We start from the raw sequence: 17,656 nt of genomic DNA, 5'->3' as shown, positions 1-17,656 counted from the left end.
CCTTGGCAACTGCAGGCAGCGCTTTGCCGGCTCGGCGCGGCGTGTGTCAGGCTACTCGCAAAGCGCTGGGGAGCCTTGTACCATTACGCCTCTTTTTATTTATTCCGGCAGGAGTGGTTGCATGATTGCGGGCAGTATGGTGGCGCTGGTCACGCCCATGGATGCGCAGGGCGGTCTGGACTGGGACAGCCTGAGCAAGCTGGTGGATTTCCATTTGCAGGAAGGCACCAATGCAATCGTTGCTGTCGGTACCACCGGTGAGTCGGCCACCTTGAGCGTGGCCGAGCATATCGAAGTGATCCGCCGCGTGGTCGACCAGGTCAACGGGCGCATTCCGGTGATCGCCGGAACGGGCGCCAACTCCACCAGCGAAGCGGTCGAACTGACCGAGAACGCCAAGACCGCCGGCGCCGACGCCTGCCTGCTGGTCACTCCGTACTACAACAAGCCGACCCAGGAAGGCCTGTACCTGCACTTCAAGCACATCGCCGAGGCCGTGGCCATCCCGCAGATCCTCTACAACGTACCGGGCCGCACCGTGTGCGACATGCTGCCCGATACGGTCGAGCGTCTGTCGAAGGTGCCGAACATCATCGGTATCAAGGAAGCCACTGGCGACCTCAAGCGCGGTCGGGAAGTGCTGGACCGCGTCAGCAAGGACTTCCTCGTCTACTCGGGCGATGACCCCACTGCCGTCGAGCTGATGCTGATGGGCGGCAAGGGCAACATCTCCGTCACGGCGAACGTCGCCCCGCGTGCCATGAGCGAACTCTGTGCCGCGGCGATGGCCGGGGATGCCGAGACCGCTCGCGCTATCAACGAGCGCCTGATGCCGCTGCATCGTGCGCTGTTCCTGGAAGCCAATCCGATTCCGGTCAAATGGGCGTTGCACGAGATGGGCCTGATGGGCAATGGCATCCGTCTGCCATTGACCTGGCTCAGCCAGAGCTACCAGGAACCGCTCCGTCAGGCGATGCGCCAAACCGGCGTGCTGGCTTAATAACAAAGGAATACGCATGAAGCGACTGGCCGGACTCTCGACCCTTGCCCTGATGATCTCTGCAACCAGTGGCTGCGGCTGGCTGTGGGGCGATGATGGATATTTCCGTGACCGCGGCAGTGACTACCTTTCGGCACGTCAGACCGCTCCGATGCAGGTCGCCGTCGATGGCGGAACGCGTCCGCTCGATCCTCTGCTGCCGATCCCGCGCCAGGTGGCTGACAATACCCACTCCGGCAAATACGAAGTGCCGCGGCCGCAGCGCCTGCAAGTGGCCGCGGACGTCAGTGATTTCAGTGTGCAGTCCTCCGGGGACTCGCGCTGGCTGGTGGCGCAGTATGCGCCGGCTCAGGTCTGGATCGCGGCCCGTCAGTTCTTCACCGACAAGGGCTTCAGCATCGCTGAAGAGCGGCGTCAGACAGGTGAGTTTGCCACTGCCTGGCAAACCGCCTCGCAACTGGACGAGGCGCTGGTGCGCAACCTGGGTATCCAGGAAGGTGAGACGCGCGTCCGCGTCCGGGTCGAGCCGGGCGTTCAGCGCAACACCAGCGAGATCTTCGTGGTCAGCGTCAAGCGTCCGGCCGGTAGCAGCACCGACGTGGCCTGGCCGGAAACTTCGAGCAACAAGGAACTCGACCGCGTGCTGCTCGACGAGCTGCAGGCCAGTCTGAACCGCAGCGCCCGCCAGGGTGGTTCCGTTTCGCTGCTCGCCGAGCGCGATTTCGATGCGCCAAGTCGCGTCAGTCTTACTCAGGATGGCAGCGGCAATCCGTTGCTGCAGCTGGACAGCGACTTCGATCGTGCCTGGTCCAGCGTCGGCCGTGCCCTGCAGGCCGCCGACGTGCGGGTCGACGATCTCGATCGCAGCCTTGGCGTCTACTACGTGAACCTCAGCGAGCGTGCCGACGACCCCGACGACAAGCCTGGTTTCTTCAGCCGGCTGTTCGGTGGCGCACCGGACAAGGACGAAATCGAAGCGCGTGCCGAGCGCTATCAGGTGCGTCTGACCCGTGCGGGTAACGGTGTGCAGGTGACACTGGACAAGAGCATCGATACCGTCGCGCCAGCGGACGTCGCCCGTCGGGTGCTCAGTCTGATCAAGGACAACCTGGGCTGACTGCGAGCTGCCCCGTTACACGAACACGGATAGGCGAAACCCATGGTTTCGCCTGTTTCGTTTCTGCTGACCTGCCAACCGCGGAAAATTGCGTATGACCACTCCCACCGCCCTCAGCCTGAAGAAGATCTACTCGGGCAAGGTTCGCGACCTCTACGAGATCGACGACAAACGCATGCTCATGGTCGCCACCGATCGCCTGTCGGCCTTCGATGTGATCCTTGCCGAGCCGATTCCGGAGAAGGGCAAGATCCTGACCGCCATCTCCAACTTCTGGTTCGACAAGCTCAAGGGACTGATTCCCAATCACTTCACCGGCGACAAGGTCGAGGACGTGGTGCCGGCTGACGAATTGCCGCTGGTGGAGGGGCGCGCGGTCGTCGCCAAGCGCCTCAAGCCGGTTGCGGTGGAGGCCATCGTGCGCGGCTATATCGTCGGTTCCGGGTGGAAGGAATACCAGAAGAGCGGCACCGTCTGTGGCATCCAGCTGCCCGCCGGCCTGAAGGAAGCTGCCAAGCTGCCGCAGCCGATCTTCACCCCCTCGACCAAGGCCGCGGTAGGCGACCACGACGAGAACATCTCCTTCGAGCAATGCGAGGCGATCATCGGCAAGGAGCTGGCTGCGCAGGTGCGTGACGTATCCATCGCGCTCTACAGCGCAGCCGTCGAGTACGCCGCCACTCGTGGGATTATCATCGCTGATACCAAGTTTGAGTTCGGCCTGGATGAGAACGGCACGCTGACCCTGATGGATGAGGTGCTGACGCCCGACTCGAGCCGTTTCTGGCCCGCCGACAGCTATGAAGAGGGCAAGAACCCACCGAGCTTCGACAAGCAATTCGTCCGCGACTGGCTGGAGTCCACCGGCTGGAACAAGCAGCCCCCTGCACCTGCCGTGCCCGCAGAGGTCGCGCAGAGAACCGCCGACAAGTATCGCGAAGCATTGACGCGGCTGACCGCGTGAAGGGTACCGGGCGGCCGGAATCGGTCGCCCGGCCGTGCAAGCGGCTGAAAAACGGTAAAAAATCTGTGCAGTTGGGGTTCGAAAAAGCCGATCCAGCTGCTATGATGCGCGCCGCTGGAGAGATGCCGGAGTGGCCGAACGGGACGGATTCGAAATCCGTTGTACCTTCGCGGGTACCTAGGGTTCAAATCCCTATCTCTCCGCCACTAATATAAAACCTGAAAGCCCCGTCGCACTAAGCATGCAACGGGGCTTTCTTGTTTCTGGTGTCTCATTTAGGACAGTTTTAGGACAAAAGCATGGCGTTCTAAGCCGCTCAATGCCGGTCTAGTCCGTTCTGAACCCCATCAGCTGCGACACGATGCCGGCCATGCTTTTGGTGTCCGAGGGAATCCAGCGACCGTAGTGCTTGCGGACCATTGTTGTGTCGGTGTGGCCAAGCTGGCGCGCGACCCATTCCGCCGGAACGTAGCTCGATAGCGCCTGGCTGGCGAAGGTATGCCGGCACTGGTTGGCACCGCGGTGTCGGACGCCGGCTTTCTTCAGGTGCGATGTGAACCATGTGCTCACTGTTTTACCACTCCACGGCAGACCGCTGGCCGAGCTTCGGAACAGGAGACGGATCGACTCTTTCCGCTTGGTCACGTTGTCGCGCTGAGTGACAGTGATCAGCATCGGCGGATCTTTCTCTGCGTCGGCCACAGCTCTGCGCAACTGTTCGATGGCCGGGTCGATCAGCTCTACCGTCCGTACCCGCGAACGCTCCTTCGGCACCTTGTATTCTCCGGCCACCAACGCGCGGCGCACCCGCACTACGCCTGCATCGAGATCAACATCCTCGACCGCTAGCGCGATGATTTCTGACAGGGATAGGCCGGCCCAGCAGTTGAACAGGATCATTCGCACATCTGGCCGACGGTCAGGATCTGCCTTGGCGATGAGCTCGATCTCTTCCCGCGTGAACGGATCGGCATGCTCGACGTCTGCATCGGTGTCGATATTCGTGATCCGGTCCAGTGGATTGGTCTTAATGATCCCGTCGCTGAATGCATCGGCCCATACGCCGCGTACTACCGTGAAGATGTCGTTCACCGTCTTCGGTGACAAGCCTCCTTTGAGTAGGTGCGCCTGAAACAGCTCCAAGTCGGACTTGCTAACATCATTGATGCGTCGCTTCCCGATCTTAGCTTCGACGTGACGCGCCTTGCTGACGTAGTTAACCACGGTGCTGGTTGCCTTCTTGGCACGCTGCACCTCAAGCCAGCGGTCAAGGCCTTCTTTCACCGTCCGATTGATGCTGGGGCCGCCGATACCTGAAAAAGCGGCCGCCCGAGGCGATTCGGGAAAGTGTGCCGCATAGTCGAAGCGACCCTCTTTGATCTCTGCCAAGATCGTGCGCCGCTTGTTGTCGGCGTATGCAATGCTGGCTTTGTTGATCTTCACGATGCTAGGCAGAGGCTCCCGGCAGCGCTGACCGCGGTACATGAACGAAATGCGCAGCCGCTTTCCGTTTAGTTCTACTCCGGCAGGCAGCTTTCCAGCGGCGGAGTTGAGTGTCACAACTCGCCGCCTAGCCAGTCTTCAATTGCGGTGCGACTATAAACGATCCGATTGGCCGGGTCGGTTCGCCAGTGCTTGCCCTCCAGCCAAAGGCCGCTGGACCGGTATTTCCGGGCAGCCTCCGTGCTAATGCCAAAAACGGGTTCAAGCAAGTTCTGGCGGAACCAGAGACCTGGCGCAATCCAGATTTCATGTTCGAGAGTGTTCATATTTACCTCGTGAGTTAAGCTGACGAAGTATTTATATCACTAGCGCTGGACGCTGAAAGTCGTCTAATTGAGGGAAAACTAGAATTTGAGAGTGAAATGCTTTGATTCGAAGCTTTATGGTGCTTGGCCGTCTGAAGAGGACTGGGAATTCAGATCGCTAGGCTGGTTGTTGCATGGCTCAGTTTGGGTAAGTCCTCGGTTAGCTGTTTTTATAGTTGGCTGCGTATTTTTTGGTCTTTCATGATTAAAAACGCCTGATACAATGCATCAGGCGTAGAGCGCGGCTTCTAAAGCAGTAGCGTGCATTCCTGCATCTTTCGATCTAGTGCTCTTTCAAGACTTCTCTTCCATATCGCTGAGACGTTTGAATGCTTCTTTCAGCGAAAGCAGGTAGAAGAAAATCTCCCTGATCAATGCCAAGCGTTCCTCGGTAGCAATTACGATTTCCCGCTCTGCAGGATCAGTCGCGCGGAAAGAGTTGCTGCGAACACGGTTGTTCAAGTTGGAGCCGATCACACTCCAATGACGGCTTGGGGCGTCGCACCTGTACCAGACAGGAATATAAGTGCCCTCATAGCCAATGGTCTGCGGGCGGTATTTCTGGATGGGCGCAGCAGGATTGTTCATGTACTCATCTACCACCTGCTGGGAATAGCTAGTCGTCACCTCACTCAACTGGTTTAGCGGTGCCTCAACATGTAAGGAAATCGGCTTGGGGGTTTCCATATAGAGCTCCGTTTTGTTGGTTGTAGGAGCTATTTTCCATAAGATTCGGGGCTAATGTTTCTTTTAAGTTACGAAAAAACGTGATTAGACGGAATTGGAGGTGGTGTTGGGCTTGTTATGGTCGGCTTATGTAATTCCCTGTCGGATTCCGACAGTAAAAATTCTTTTAAATGATTGCCGATCAGGTCTTGCTGACGTTGGATTGTCAGGTAATTTCAAAGCAGATTGCAACTGAAGTCGCCAGTCAATGCGGCTGGATCGGCCGGCGGTGTCCAATAACACCGGCAGTGCATCATTGTTCAAGGGCTTCGGTCCGCCTCCGGCAAGGGGTGCACAACTCTGTCTTTCAGTCGAGGGTAAAAATATGGAAAGCATATACCAGCATGTCGAGGATATCGTCACGGTCGCAGAATTGCAGGATGGATTCTACGAAGTCGAAGTGACGGTGCTTGTTCGCCGCAGTGGTGGTAGCGAAAGCGATTTTATTCGCATGCAACTAGAAAGCTACGATGGAGACAAGAAGAGCCGACAGCTCACAGTCAAGGGCTGCCGTAGTTCAGGAATGCAATGGTTTAGGGGGGGCTGAATGCCCGCGAAGACGCTGGCAGGTTAGTCGCCTCGCTAGCCGGGTCAGCCTCCGATTTTGGCTCTTGGCAATGGCCAATCGGTAATTCTAGAAACAGAGGTGAAGAGTCACCTGACAACATGCTCCGCCTGCTGAGCTTTTGCTTCGCTTCAGCAGGTGGGGATGCTGTTGGTAAACGTGACCAAGGAGACAGCCGTGAGCCTGTTTAGCCAGTTTGCCAGCCTGTTCGCCGCCATCGTTCGACCAGATAGATCAGCGTACACAACCGTGATTTATCCCATCCGAGGAAAGGCTGTCGTCGTGCACGACGGACTCGGTATTTGTCATGAACGCGCGTGCTACCAATCTCCGGATTCCCTCATAGGGGAGGGAATGGAAACGAGCTTCCCGTTTGACGATTACGCTGCCTGTGCCGAGCCACACACGCTGACTCAGGCTAGCAATTTCTTATCCAGCTCTTCGGCTGGCTGTGCCGAATTCATAGAAGGCAGTCTGATCAACCCGGTCAACGGAATGCCGATGATGGATGGCTGCTTCGATGTTATGGGCAACCCGTATGGCATGGATGCGCTTGGCGACCGCCTGTATTTTGATCATGAAGCGCCTAATTTCGGAGAAACCTCTTCCTCCGTCGATTTTGATTGAACGGAGCGATAAGCGTAGTCAGAGTCCCGAGTAGCTCGTCGCACGTGCTAGTGAGCTACATTCTTTATCTTCGAAATGATTGTGTTACGGCAATCGCTGTAATTGAGAGCCGCGAAATTCCGAAAGGCGCTTCAGTACGGCATCGACATGCAGCTCCATCAGATCGGAAATGAGGTCGTCCGGATGTGCCGCTTGTCATCGAGCAGGACGACCGCTTGTGGGGCGTGGAAGTGAAAAAGGTCGCTTCCGTGCAGAGCAAGGACGGCCGCGGCCTGGCGCGCTTGGCTGAGCAGGCCGGGCCCAGCTGGCAGGGCGGCATTTTGCTTTACACCGGCACCAACACCCTGCGGCTTGAAGACATACCCAGTGCTTTTGCTGTTCCCATGGACCAGCTATGGAACAAGGACATCCGATGAACACCAACGCCTCAAGCAGGTGCGGCGCCGACAACGTGGTGATGGCTCAGGTCCAGAACAATGGTATAGAACCATGAAGGCCGACCTGGTGGATGAGGGCGATTTAAGCCATCGCAGATGAGCAGCCACACCGGTATGGCGCCCAAGTTGCTCCCCGACGAGTCCACGCGGGACGTATTCCTAACGGTTTGTACGAGCTGTTGAAGAAGGATGCGGGAGCGGACATGCTGGTTGCTGCCAGGGCCTGACCTAGGCTTGCTGGTCGATAGCCAAGCAAGCGAAACTAGCGGGCTGGCAAGACCCTCCAGATATCCGCTGATGCTACTCAGTGCAGAGCGCCACGTGCGATTCATCTACGCTGACGATCCCACGTCTCGCAAGGCTATCGCAGGCTTCTTTCGCCCGGTTTCGGGTCACCCCGTGTTCGGCAAGTCGCTTTTTCCAGTCATCGAGCGTGATATCTGGCGCTTCTCCTTTTTCACTGGCTTCGGAATACATGTCCTTTAGGACCTGTAGTGCGCGCTGCTGATTTTTTCCCTGCGGCTGGAGTGGATTGCTCGTCGCTGTGTATGCCACCGATCTGAGGACAGCCGATTGGACCGGGTGGCCGAAAGCGTCTTTCACCAGAACGCTTTCCAGTTCGAACGCCAGCGGAGTCGGCTTTACCGCGTCTTTCATTTTTCCTGGTGTGAGACGGACCATGCCGTCCTTGGCGCTGCAGGTCACTTCGTACTCGGCGTCCACTCCGCACTTCAAGGCAATAGAACCTCGCGCACCACGCTCGTGGTCTTTACCGGAGTGATGGACGATCAGCACCGTTGCCTGCCAGCGCCGGCGCATGTCGTCGAGGTTGCGTACGAAGTGATTGATGTCGGTGGCACTGTTTTCCTCTCCCAAGAAATTCCTCGCCATGGTGTCAATCACGATCAGTGTGGGCTGAACTCCCGTAGCGATCGCGATGCTGTCCACAGCGCTTGCAACGCGTGCCGCGCTATCACAATCGAAAAAGTCAGCTGGGGTTTCGGAGATGAATAGCGAGCCAGGAACCGCGGACCTGTTGTGTGCTGCCCAGGCGTGGATTCGGCGGGCCACTCCGCCGTGGCCTTCGCCGACGATGTAGAAAACGGCACCTGGCTTCACATCATGACCATGGAATGACAGGCCGGCTGCAATGCAGCAAGAGATGTCCAGGGCGAGAAAGGACTTACCGGCCGATGGCGGTCCATACAAGACGGCCAGGGTGTCGGATTCGAGGTAATCTTTCACGAGCCAAGCGATGGGTTTTACTGGGAGCTGATTCGCGGCCAGGAACTTGAACGAGTGTGCGGCGCGAGACCGTACCGGCCGCTGCGCTTCGACTACCGCGGCATTGGCGGGCTCAACCTCGTCGGCGAAACGTGACATTGTTGCGGGTGCGCCAGGGCGCTTGGTGATGTCGGCCATAGGGGGCTCCTGATGTTGATTGGTCGGGAGCTACCTTAATGATCCGGCCTTGCGTTGCGTTTCGGCTAACTGGCGAAAACGCCCAATTTGCGTGAACTCGATTCGCGCGCATTGTGATATCGCGGGCAGGTTGCACCCTGCTCTTCAGCAGGTTTGCGTCGACGCTGACCAAGTCGCGGTTTTTGAATACCGGAAGCGCCCCGGCCAGTTGAATCAGAGAGAGGTGGCGTCCAATCCGTAGTCGCCTGGTTGCACGGGCAATTTCGTGCCTGGCTAGGATCGTCGGGGGACAACCCGCGCGAGCGTCCGACGAATTTCATCGCTTAGTAATTTGAGTTGTTCGGACACTTCTCGTTGAGCCGACTCTTGGCGCAACAACAAGCCAATAGGTCAGGCAAAAACGGCATACAGCGTTGGGGGTTCAAAGCCAAGCATCCCCGGCCAGGATGGACGAATCACACCCTGCCTCCCGGGCAAAGGGCGTATCGCTGATGCCGCGGCTGGCGGTTGTATTCCTTACCTGGCCGGGATCGCTTTTCCCGCTAGGTGCTGCGTCCGACGAATTGTCAGGCCTTAGGAGTGCGCTGTCGGACGCTCCGATCATCCGAGGCATGGAACATCAGCAGGGTGAATCCTTGTGGCTATGTCTGGACGAAGCATCGGCCCCGAACTCCTTGAAAAGCACCCCGGCCAGGGCAATCATGTTTGGCCTGCTGATGTCAGAGTTCGACGCTCAATCAGCTACCTGGCAGGGTCAGAGTCCCTATCTCTCCGCCACTATCCCGCCGCGTCAGGATAGTTGTCGAGTGAGTTGATTCGATGAGTCTTGGTCGGTGGGCGGAAGTGAGAGTCGTGTGGCGCGTTATTCGATAGAGCACCGGGAGTGGGTGGTACGGCAGATGATGCCCCCCTTGAACCGGACGGTGCCGGAGCTGGTGGAAGCGACAGGCATTACTGATGCCACCCTGTATGCTTGGCGCAAACAGGCCAGAGCAGCGGGAGCAGTGGTGCCGGGAGACGGACAGCAGGCCGACCAGTGGTCGAGCCAGGACAAGTTTCGGGTGGTGCTGGAAAGCGCCAGCCTCAATGCGGCTGAGCTGGCGGAGTACTGCCGGCGCAAAGGCCTGTATGTCGAGCAGATCAACGCCTGGCGCGAAGCCTGCGAGCAGGCCAACAGCCTGGCTCAGCCGAGCAAGACCCGGCGCGAACGCGAAGAGGAAAAGGCCGCGAAGAAGCGCATCAAGCAGCTGGAGCGTGAACTGCGGCGCAAGGATGCGGCGCTGGCAGAAACCGCGGCTCTGCTGGTGTTGCGAAAAAAAGCCGAGGCGCTCTGGGGGAAGGACGAGGACGAATGATCAGCGCCCCGGATCGCCGTGAAACGCTGCAGTTGATCGAGGACGCCGTGGCGGCGGGAGCGCGGCGGGCGCAGGCCTGCGCCGAACTGGGTCTGTCGCTGCGCAGCCTGCAGCGCTGGCAGCACTGCCCGGAGGATCGGCGTCCTTCGGCACAACGAGCTGAGCCGGCCAACAAGCTGAGTCCGCAAGAGCGCCGCCGCGTGCTGGAGGTCGCCAACCAGCCCGAGTTTGCCAGCCTGCCGCCGCAGCAGATCGTGGCGCGGCTGGCCGATCAGGGCACCTGGCTGGCCTCGGAGTCGACCTTCTACCGGGTGCTGAAGGACGCCGAACAGCAGCATCCGCGCGGCCGTAGCCGCCCACCGGTGAAACGAGCGCTGACGACCCATGTGGCCGACGGCCCGAACCAGCTGTGGTGCTGGGACATCACCTGGCTGCCGACCACGGTCAAGGGCCGTTACTTCTACTGGTACATGATCAAGGACGTCTACAGCCGCAAGCTGGTGGCCAACGAGGTGCATGAAAGTGAAAGCGCCGAGCAGGCCGCCCAGCTGCTACGCCAGGCCTGCCTACGTGAACAGCGGGCAGGCCAGCCGCTGGTACTGCACTCGGACAACGGCAGCGCGATGAAGGGTTCGACCATGCTGGCGGCCATGCAGAACCTGGGGGTGATGCCCTCGTTCAGTCGCCCGCGGGTGAGCAATGACAACGCCTATGCCGAGGCCCTGTTCCGCACGGCGAAGTACTGCCCGCTGTGGCCGGAGCGGCCCTTCGACACGCTGGAGCAGGCCAGGAACTGGGTGAACCGCTTCGTGGCCTGGTACAACCATGAACATCGCCACAGCGCCCTGAAGTTCGTGACCCCGGCGCAGCGACATACCGGCCAGGCGGAAGAGTTGCTGCGCAAGCGTATCGAGCTGTACGAGGCGGCGCGTGCACGGCACCCGGAGCGCTGGAGCGGCAACATCAGGAACTGGGTGCTGGCACCAATCGTGTGCCTGAATCCGGAACGGGAAGCGGTACTGCAGCAAACATCAAATGCAGCGTGACACGCTCACGCGATAACTACCTTGAAAATCGCCGTTATTGAAAGACCTGAAAGCCCCGCGGCACGAAGCGTGCAGCGGGGCTTTCTTGTATCTGGCGTCTCGTTTAGGACAGTTTTAGGACAAAAGCATGGATTTCTAAGCCGCTCAATTCCGGTCTAGTCCGTTCTGAATCCCATCATCTGCGAAACAATGCCGGCCATGCTTTTGGTATCAGCGGGAATCCAGCGACCGTAGTGCTTGCGGACCATCGATGTGTCTGTGTGGCCAAGCTGCCGCGCGACCCATTCCGCCGGAACATAGTTGGATAGCGCCTGACTGGCGAACGTATGCCGGCACTGGTTCGCGCCACGATGGCGGACGCCGGCTTTCTTTAGATGCGAAGTGAACCAGGTGCTCACTGTTTTACCGTTCCACGGCAGTACGATCCTGGCAGAGATTAAAGAGGGGCGATTCGACTACGCCACACATTTTCCCGAATCGCCTCGGGCGGCCGCTTTTTCAGGTATCGGCGGCCCCATCAATCGGACCGTCAAAGAGGGTCTTGGCCGCTGGCTAGAGGTGCAGCGCGCCAAGAAGGCATCCAGTACCGTGTCAGCGTAGGCAACGCTAGCCTTGTTGATTTTGGCGATGCCAGGCACCGGCTCCCGGCAGCGCTGGCCGCGGTACATGAATGATATGCGGGGTATCCGGATTTTTTGGTTGATTGGCTCATATCATGATGACGGAACCAACCATCAGCTCAGCGGATTACCTGGTTGATGACGACTCTTCTTCACGGCCCCTGCAAGTTTGCAGCAACGCCCAGGTTCGCATGCCGAGATACGCAGTGAGGCTTCGCGATCAACACACCATGCATTCACAATGTCACTGCAAGGTCCGGCATGTCTCTGCTCAGTCCTTACGGCCTGAGCTAGCCCTATACAGCTGTTGTTTGCTCTCCTCGCTGATCCCCGTCAGGATGCCGCAGGCATTGATCTCCCGACCCTCGTTGCAACTCGCCCTCAGTGAAACGAGTTGTTGCTCAAGCGCTTGCAGAGCAGTTATCTGCGACCGCACATGAGAGATGTGGTCATCGAGCATGGCGTTGACGGCGGTACAAGGCTGGCGAGGGTCGTCCTGATAGCTCTGTAGCTCGCGAATCTCTGTCAGTGACAGGTCCAGAATTCGGCAGCGGCGGATAAAGGCAAGCCACTCGCCATGCTTCTCGGTATAGACACGGTAACCATTCTCCTGCCGTTCTGGCGGCGGCAACAGGCCCTGCTGCTCATAGAAGCGGATCGTCTGCGTGTCGATACCCGCTATCTGGGCTAACTGACCAATGCGCATCAGGCTTACTCCTCAACGGATCATCTTTCCCATTGACCTTATAGTAGCTATATAGTTTTTAATACTAGCAATCTATGTTGGTTAACTGGAGCCGTATCGTGAGTAAAGCCTGTGGTGGCCCATGTAGCTGCGATGCAACGCCTGCAGCGGATACCGATATGCCGGTCTCCTCCGAAGCGTCAGGGGAATGGGTCAGCGTGTATGCTGTGCCGAAGATGGATTGTCCCTCAGAAGAACGGATGATCCGCTTGGCGCTGAACGGCTTTGATGAGATTCGAACGCTGTCCTTCGACTTGTCGAACCGCCGATTGGAGGTCGTGCATGACGGCGAGGCTGAGCCCATTACCGCGAAACTGGCGACCTTGGGGCTAGGCGCCTCTCTTCAGGAAACCGTCATTGCCGACCCAGAGACGATCAAGGCCGCTGAGAGCTCGGCAGTCTCTGCTACGCAGGAGTCAGGCACTCTGCGCGTGTTGCTCGGTATCAATGCGATCATGTTCGTGGTGGAAATGACTGCTGGCCTGATCGCCCAGTCTACCGGCCTGATCGCTGATTCCCTGGATATGTTTGCCGATGCAGCCGTCTATGGCCTGGCTCTCTATGCCGTAGGGCGCAGTGCGAAAATGCAGGTACGTGCCGCGCATCTGGCAGGGGTACTGCAACTGATTTTGGCTATCGGCGTACTCGTCGAGGTGGTGCGACGCTTTGTTTTCGGTAGTGAGCCTGAATCGCTGATGATGATGGCGATCGCCTTCGTCGCGTTGATCGCCAATACCGGTTGCCTGCTGTTGATATCCAAGCACCGCGAAGGCGGCGCGCATATGAAGGCAAGCTGGATATTCTCGGCCAATGATGTGGTGATCAACATGGGCGTCATCGCCGCCGGTGCCTTGGTCGCCTGGACGGGGTCCAGCTACCCTGACCTGATTATCGGTACCATCGTGGGCCTGATCGTCCTCAACGGCGCTCGGCGCATCCTGGCGCTCAAGGGGTGAGGCTGCACGGTACGCAGCTATCGATGCCTGGGACACTTGATCGAAGTGGCTGTACAAGCGCGCTAGGCCTGAACGACAGCATATAGCGCGAAGGCTCGGAGCCAGCAAGGTAGCGTATCTAGGAATCAACCAAGGAAGGAAGATGATGGATAGTATCTGGCTGGTACTCGGCCTGGCGCTGTTGCCCGCCTTAGGCAATTTTAGTGGTGGGCTCGCTGCGGAGGCCTCCCGAACTACCGGGCGCCGTCTCAATTACGCCCTTCACGGCGCTGCCGGCCTCGTCATTGCGGTGGTGGCGGTTGAAATCATGCCGCGCGTGCTAGAGAACCTCTCAGCCTGGGTAATCGCCCTCGCTTTCGCGCTGGGCGGCATTGCTTACGTAGGTATCGAGAAGCTCGTTGAGAGTCTCCAGAAGCGACAAGGCCAGCAGGGAGAAGGCGGTCAGACGAGTGTCTGGATGATCTATATCGCCGTATCCATCGACCTGTTCAGCGATGGCCTCCTGATCGGGGCGGGGTCGGCGGTCTCACCGTCGGTCGCGATAATCCTGGCGGCGGGTCAGGTTCTCGCCGATGTTCCTGAGGGCTTTGCGACGATCGCCACCATGAAAGATAAAGGAATCCCTCGTAGCAAGCGGATACTGCTCTCTGCTTCCTTCGCGATTCCTGTGCTCTCGGCAGCCGTCTTTGCTTACTTCGTACTCAGGAACCAGCCGGAGGCATTTAAGCTAGCGGCACTGACGTTCACGGCAGGCCTTCTCACGGTCGCTGCCATCGAAGATATGATCTCCGAGGCTCACGAGAGCGGTGACGATACGCACATCTCACCGCTGGCTTTCATAGGCGGCTTCGTCCTGTTCGTTCTGGTATCAGCGGGCTTGGAAGGGGTGGTATCGCAAAGCTAACGTACTGCTCCCCAACACAGCCACTGTCGTGCTGGCCGAATACGAAGCAGCTCCCAGCTTACGGCGCACCTAGTCGAGTCCAGAAACATTCACTTTGCCACCCTGGCCAGCCGGCCGAATGAATTGACGCAGCTTGATTAAGCGGAGCAAGAAAGCATGAGCCACAGGGTTGATCCTGGATTCGGAGGCGAGAGAGCATTGGGTGATAAGTGCGCGCTACCCTCTAGCCTATACACGGGCGTGCGCTATAAGCCGCTTCTGACAGGGGGGATGGCTCTACTTGCTGGAGGCGCCATGCCGCTTGCCTTTGCCCCTGTGGGCTGGGCATGGCTTGCGGTGATCGCTCTGGCAACATTTTTTGTCCTGACCGCGCAGTCTTCAAGGCGTCAGGCGCTGTGGTCGGCCTACCTCTTTGGCCTTGGCTACTTCGGCGTGGGTGTCTCCTGGGTCTTTATCAGCATTAGCCAGTACGGCAATGGCCCCGTGGTGGCGGTGTTAGTCACGGCGGCCTTTGTCTCGCTGCTCGCCCTCTTTCCATGGGGCGTCGCGTACCTCGTGCGCTGCCTGCGCCCTGAGATGGATGCAATGGCACTCTGGCTAGGGCTACCTGCGGCATGGGTGCTGAGTGAATGGATGCGAACCTGGTTCTTGACCGGCTTTCCCTGGCTCTTCATTGGCTACAGCCAGACCGACACCACACTTGCCACTATCGCTCCCGTCTTTGGCGTGCTTGGCGTGAGTTTACTGGTGGCACTTCTCGCTGGCGGGCTTGCCTGGGTTGTCCAGGGGCCAAGCCTGCGCCGTGCTGCGGTAGTCGGTGCCGTGTTAGTCGCTACCCTCGCCGGCTTGCAACTGCTGGATCGTGAATGGACGCAGCCAGCCGCTGACCCGATCGATGTCGTCCTCTTGCAAGGAAACATCGCGCAAGACAAGAAATGGGACCCGAGATACCGGGACATCACACTTGAGCGCTATCAGGCGCTTACCGCGCAGCATCTCGGAGCCGATATCGTGATCTGGCCAGAAGCGGCAATCCCGATGTGGCATGACCAGGCCAAAGCATATCTTGCTGAGCTTGAGGCGTTAGCCGATCAGGCAGGCACATCGTTAATGATTGGCGTCCCGGTACGCGAGGCGGAGGGCCGTACCTACAACGCCGTGGTAAGCCTCTCCGATCCCTCAGGCTTCTACTACAAACGCCACCTGGTGCCCTTCGGTGAATATGTTCCGTTTCGGGATCTTTTGGGGTCGGCCCTCGACGTGCTCGGGGCGCCCATGTCCGACTTCACACCGGGACGGGAAGCGCACGTCCTGAATGCAGCAGGGGTGCCCGTAGGGGCACTCATCTGCTACGAGGCGGTCTTTGGTGCCGAAGTCACTGAGCTTCTGCCCGAAGCGCAGTTACTGGTGAATGTCAGCAACGATGCCTGGTTCGGCAGCTCGCTCGGCCCCCTCCAGCATTTCCAGATGGCACGCATGCGTGCCATCGAAACCGGACGTGACCTTCTTCGAGCCACGAACACCGGTATCACAGCAGCCATCAATCATGAGGGCAAAGTGCTCAAGCGTGCTCCGCAGTTCGAAGTGGCCACCCTCAGCGCCGAAGTGACACCGCGAACTGGCGCGCCCCCTTATGTGCGCTGGCGGGATTGGCCTGTTCTTGGCCTGACCGCACTCGGACTCGGCCTGCTCCTGCTCCGTCGAATTCGTCGGCATCATCGGTTGGGTACATGACGCTTGTTATTTAGCAGCGAGCAAATTCTAGATTGGGTCAGGAGGAAGGGGATATGTCTACTTATGGCAGTCGGCTCGCAGAGAAAGCCCACGAGCCGGGAAAGGCGATGCGCTGGCTGTGGCTCTCGCTCCTGTTACTGTTTGTCGATCAGGCGAGCAAGTACCTTGCCAGCACCATGCTAGCGCATGGTGAAAGCGTGCCTGCCGCACCCTTCTTCAATTGGGTCCACCGCCACAATACGGGGGCGGCCTTCAGCTTTCTCGCGGATGTCGGCGGTTGGCAGCAGCCGCTTTTCATCGGACTGGCCCTGGTTATCTCGATATTACTGGTGTACTGGCTTTGGCGTTCACCACGCGTACTGAGTTATCGGCTCGCCCTCAGTGCGATCCTCGGCGGCGCGTTGGGCAATGTCGCAGATCGCTTGCGGTTAGGCTACGTAGAGGATTTTCTCGATTTTCACTATGCCCAGTGGCACTGGCCATCGTTCAACCTAGCGGACGTATGGATCTTCCTCGGTGTCGCCCTCTTTATTTGGGCGGAAATACGACATCAACCAGGCAGCCGCCGCCGCTGAATCGCCTAGCGTCTTCGCTATCGCATGCTTGACTTCCGGAATAGGCGCGTCCTGGGCCTTGATAAGGCGGCACGCCTTCATGAGCCAGCTGTACGTTCCTGATGCACGACTGCTGCCAAGGGCTCTGCTGCATCCTAACCAATCTGGAAGAGCTCACCCTGCTGGACCTGCTACCCGGTCGTCAGCAAGAGAGGGTGACAAGACGCCTCATGAGCATGGCCAACCGCCACCAGGTCGAGATCGTCAGCATGGACATGTGGAAGCCCTACCGCCGCGCCTTCCAGACGGTGCTGCCACAGGCCCGTATCGTGGTCGATAAGTTCCACGTCGTGCGCATGGCCAACGAGGCCTTAGAGAAGATCCGCAAAGGCCTAAGGAAGGAGTTGAAGCCCAATCAGCGCCGGACCCTCAAAGGTGACCGGAAAATCCTGCTGAAGCGCGCTCACGACGTTTCAGACCGCGAACGGCTCATCATGGAGACCTGGACAGGAGCATTCCCCCCAGCTCTTGGCGGCTTACGAGCACAAGGAGCGCTTCTACCATATCTGGGACTGTACCAATCGGCGTGGTGCCGAACAGGCTCTCGCCACCTGGATTGACAACATCCCTCCAGGGGCAGAAGGAGGTTTGGAAGGATCTCGTCAGCGCCGTCAGTGGCTGGCGTGAAGAGATGCTGACCTACTTTGAGACCGACATCCCGATCACCAACGCTTTCACGTAGTCGATAAACCGCCTAGCCAAGGACAAAAACCGTGATGGCCGGGGCTATTCGTTCGAGGTAATGCGAGCCCGGATGCTCTATACCACCAAGCACAAGAAGAAGGCGCCACAAGTCAAGGAATCCCCGTTTCTGGGCAGAGCCACCATGACCTACAACATGGGACTCCCCGAGCCTGAGAAGAACTTCGGTGTCGATCTATCAACCTTCTGGAAGGACTAAGGGTTGGATGGGGCTGGAAGGCCCATCAACCACTTAATCCGGATACCCGATATGCGAAGCCGCTTCCCGTTGAGCTCTACTCCGGGCGGCAGCTTCGCGTCAGTCGGGAGCGGCT

General features: G+C 58.7%; 18 protein-coding genes, 1 tRNA gene and 1 pseudogene. 13 read left to right on the top strand and 7 right to left on the bottom strand.

Annotation, left to right across the window (positions count from 1 at the left end):
* Positions 1-121 precede the first annotated feature (121 nt).
* From dapA to PSTAB_RS13955, 4 genes are all read left to right on the top strand, one after another.
* Positions 122-1,000 carry a 4-hydroxy-tetrahydrodipicolinate synthase gene (gene dapA, locus PSTAB_RS13970; RefSeq protein WP_013983422.1) on the top strand — a complete coding sequence of 293 codons (879 nt, stop codon included), beginning with the start codon at positions 122-124 and terminating at the stop codon, positions 998-1,000.
* A gap of 16 nt (positions 1,001-1,016) precedes the next feature.
* On the top strand, positions 1,017-2,117 hold the full coding sequence (bamC, locus tag PSTAB_RS13965; RefSeq protein WP_011913893.1) for an outer membrane protein assembly factor BamC: 1,101 nt from the start codon (positions 1,017-1,019) through the stop codon (positions 2,115-2,117).
* Between the two features lie 94 nt (positions 2,118-2,211).
* The gene (locus PSTAB_RS13960) at positions 2,212-3,081 is read left to right on the top strand and encodes a phosphoribosylaminoimidazolesuccinocarboxamide synthase (RefSeq protein ID WP_013983421.1); all 870 of its coding nucleotides are present in this window, start codon (positions 2,212-2,214) and stop codon (positions 3,079-3,081) included.
* A gap of 116 nt (positions 3,082-3,197) precedes the next feature.
* Positions 3,198-3,287, top strand: a tRNA-Ser gene (locus PSTAB_RS13955).
* Positions 3,288-3,408: 121 nt separating this feature from the next.
* On the opposite strand, the gene PSTAB_RS13950 is transcribed toward PSTAB_RS13955, so the two are convergent.
* The 3 genes from PSTAB_RS13950 to PSTAB_RS13940 form a co-directional block, all read right to left on the bottom strand.
* A complete protein-coding gene (locus PSTAB_RS13950; protein ID WP_037005223.1) occupies positions 3,409-4,641 on the bottom strand; it encodes an Arm DNA-binding domain-containing protein in 1,233 nt (410 codons plus the stop codon).
* The gene (locus PSTAB_RS13945) at positions 4,638-4,850 is read right to left on the bottom strand and encodes a hypothetical protein (protein WP_020308482.1); all 213 of its coding nucleotides are present in this window, start codon (positions 4,848-4,850) and stop codon (positions 4,638-4,640) included. Before PSTAB_RS13945 ends, PSTAB_RS13950 begins: the two co-directional genes overlap by 4 nt.
* A 333-nt stretch (positions 4,851-5,183) precedes the next feature.
* The gene (locus PSTAB_RS13940; RefSeq protein WP_013983419.1) at positions 5,184-5,576 is read right to left on the bottom strand and encodes a hypothetical protein; all 393 of its coding nucleotides are present in this window, start codon (positions 5,574-5,576) and stop codon (positions 5,184-5,186) included.
* 268 nt (positions 5,577-5,844) lie between these two features.
* Between PSTAB_RS13940 and PSTAB_RS13935 the strand changes: the two genes are divergently transcribed.
* The 3 genes from PSTAB_RS13935 (at position 5,845) to PSTAB_RS13925 (ending at position 7,223) form a co-directional block, all read left to right on the top strand.
* Complete coding sequence (locus PSTAB_RS13935) at positions 5,845-6,162, top strand: hypothetical protein (RefSeq protein ID WP_169313167.1); 318 nt, start codon at positions 5,845-5,847, stop codon at positions 6,160-6,162.
* Between the two features lie 195 nt (positions 6,163-6,357).
* Positions 6,358-6,807: a hypothetical protein gene (locus PSTAB_RS13930; protein WP_037005245.1), complete on the top strand. Its 450-nt coding sequence runs from the start codon at positions 6,358-6,360 to the stop codon at positions 6,805-6,807.
* Between the two features lie 185 nt (positions 6,808-6,992).
* Entirely contained in the window at positions 6,993-7,223 is a 231-nt protein-coding gene (locus PSTAB_RS13925) for a hypothetical protein (protein ID WP_013983417.1), read from the top strand.
* Between the two features lie 321 nt (positions 7,224-7,544).
* On the opposite strand, the gene PSTAB_RS13920 is transcribed toward PSTAB_RS13925, so the two are convergent.
* A complete protein-coding gene (locus PSTAB_RS13920) occupies positions 7,545-8,666 on the bottom strand; it encodes an AAA family ATPase (RefSeq protein WP_013983416.1) in 1,122 nt (373 codons plus the stop codon).
* Between the two features lie 854 nt (positions 8,667-9,520).
* On the opposite strand from PSTAB_RS13920, the gene PSTAB_RS13910 reads away from it, so the two are divergent.
* Positions 9,521-11,067, top strand: a protein-coding gene (locus PSTAB_RS13910) for an IS3 family transposase (protein WP_148263419.1) whose coding sequence is annotated in 2 segments (ribosomal slippage) — positions 9,521-10,007 and positions 10,007-11,067 — 1,548 coding nt in all. Because the reading frame shifts where the segments join, the coding sequence is not laid out codon by codon here.
* Positions 11,068-11,222: 155 nt separating this feature from the next.
* On the opposite strand, the gene PSTAB_RS21345 is transcribed toward PSTAB_RS13910, so the two are convergent.
* The 3 genes from PSTAB_RS21345 to cadR all read right to left on the bottom strand — a co-directional run bounded on the left by PSTAB_RS21345 (position 11,223) and on the right by cadR (position 12,393).
* Positions 11,223-11,486, bottom strand: a complete 264-nt coding sequence (locus tag PSTAB_RS21345; protein WP_257719837.1) for a tyrosine-type recombinase/integrase — start codon at positions 11,484-11,486, stop codon at positions 11,223-11,225.
* 36 nt (positions 11,487-11,522) lie between these two features.
* The gene (locus tag PSTAB_RS22155) at positions 11,523-11,735 is read right to left on the bottom strand and encodes a hypothetical protein (RefSeq protein ID WP_148263418.1); all 213 of its coding nucleotides are present in this window, start codon (positions 11,733-11,735) and stop codon (positions 11,523-11,525) included.
* Positions 11,736-11,958: 223 nt separating this feature from the next.
* Complete coding sequence (gene cadR, locus PSTAB_RS13905) at positions 11,959-12,393, bottom strand: Cd(II)/Pb(II)-responsive transcriptional regulator (RefSeq protein WP_008175821.1); 435 nt, start codon at positions 12,391-12,393, stop codon at positions 11,959-11,961.
* A gap of 98 nt (positions 12,394-12,491) precedes the next feature.
* On the opposite strand from cadR, the gene PSTAB_RS13900 reads away from it, so the two are divergent.
* The 5 genes and pseudogenes from PSTAB_RS13900 to PSTAB_RS22150 form a co-directional block, all read left to right on the top strand.
* Positions 12,492-13,388: a cation efflux transmembrane domain-containing protein gene (locus tag PSTAB_RS13900; RefSeq protein ID WP_008928737.1), complete on the top strand. Its 897-nt coding sequence runs from the start codon at positions 12,492-12,494 to the stop codon at positions 13,386-13,388.
* A 145-nt stretch (positions 13,389-13,533) separates the two neighbouring features.
* A complete protein-coding gene (locus PSTAB_RS13895; protein WP_013983411.1) occupies positions 13,534-14,292 on the top strand; it encodes a ZIP family metal transporter in 759 nt (252 codons plus the stop codon).
* Positions 14,293-14,586: 294 nt separating this feature from the next.
* Positions 14,587-16,026 carry an apolipoprotein N-acyltransferase gene (lnt, locus tag PSTAB_RS13890; protein ID WP_009686176.1) on the top strand — a complete coding sequence of 480 codons (1,440 nt, stop codon included), beginning with the start codon at positions 14,587-14,589 and terminating at the stop codon, positions 16,024-16,026.
* A 53-nt stretch (positions 16,027-16,079) separates the two neighbouring features.
* Positions 16,080-16,601, top strand: a complete 522-nt coding sequence (gene lspA / locus PSTAB_RS13885; protein WP_008930575.1) for a signal peptidase II — start codon at positions 16,080-16,082, stop codon at positions 16,599-16,601.
* A 128-nt stretch (positions 16,602-16,729) separates the two neighbouring features.
* Positions 16,730-17,541: pseudogene (locus PSTAB_RS22150) on the top strand (ISL3 family transposase); the annotation flags it as partial.
* Between the last annotated feature and the right edge of the window lie 115 nt (positions 17,542-17,656).

Source organism: Stutzerimonas stutzeri (assembly GCF_000219605.1).
GTDB lineage: Bacteria > Pseudomonadota > Gammaproteobacteria > Pseudomonadales > Pseudomonadaceae > Stutzerimonas > Stutzerimonas stutzeri.
The sequence above is the reverse complement of the archived record's forward strand: the minus strand, read 5'-3'. Positions and strand labels throughout refer to the sequence as shown.

Bases quoted from the DNA above. Each gene is read 5' to 3' on its own strand.
- lspA (WP_008930575.1), top strand. From the start codon at position 16,080: ATGTCTACTTATGGCAGTCGGCTCGCAGAGAAAGCCCACGAGCCGGGA.
- PSTAB_RS13895 (WP_013983411.1), top strand. From the start codon at position 13,534: ATGGATAGTATCTGGCTGGTACTCGGCCTGGCGCTGTTGCCCGCCTTA.
- dapA (WP_013983422.1), top strand. From the start codon at position 122: ATGATTGCGGGCAGTATGGTGGCGCTGGTCACGCCCATGGATGCGCAG.
- lnt (WP_009686176.1), top strand. From the start codon at position 14,587: ATGCCGCTTGCCTTTGCCCCTGTGGGCTGGGCATGGCTTGCGGTGATC.
- PSTAB_RS13960 (WP_013983421.1), top strand. From the start codon at position 2,212: ATGACCACTCCCACCGCCCTCAGCCTGAAGAAGATCTACTCGGGCAAG.
- PSTAB_RS13940 (WP_013983419.1), bottom strand. From the start codon at position 5,576: ATGGAAACCCCCAAGCCGATTTCCTTACATGTTGAGGCACCGCTAAAC.
- PSTAB_RS13945 (WP_020308482.1), bottom strand. From the start codon at position 4,850: ATGAACACTCTCGAACATGAAATCTGGATTGCGCCAGGTCTCTGGTTC.
- PSTAB_RS22155 (WP_148263418.1), bottom strand. From the start codon at position 11,735: ATGTACCGCGGCCAGCGCTGCCGGGAGCCGGTGCCTGGCATCGCCAAA.
- bamC (WP_011913893.1), top strand. From the start codon at position 1,017: ATGAAGCGACTGGCCGGACTCTCGACCCTTGCCCTGATGATCTCTGCA.
- cadR (WP_008175821.1), bottom strand. From the start codon at position 12,393: ATGCGCATTGGTCAGTTAGCCCAGATAGCGGGTATCGACACGCAGACG.
- PSTAB_RS13920 (WP_013983416.1), bottom strand. From the start codon at position 8,666: ATGGCCGACATCACCAAGCGCCCTGGCGCACCCGCAACAATGTCACGT.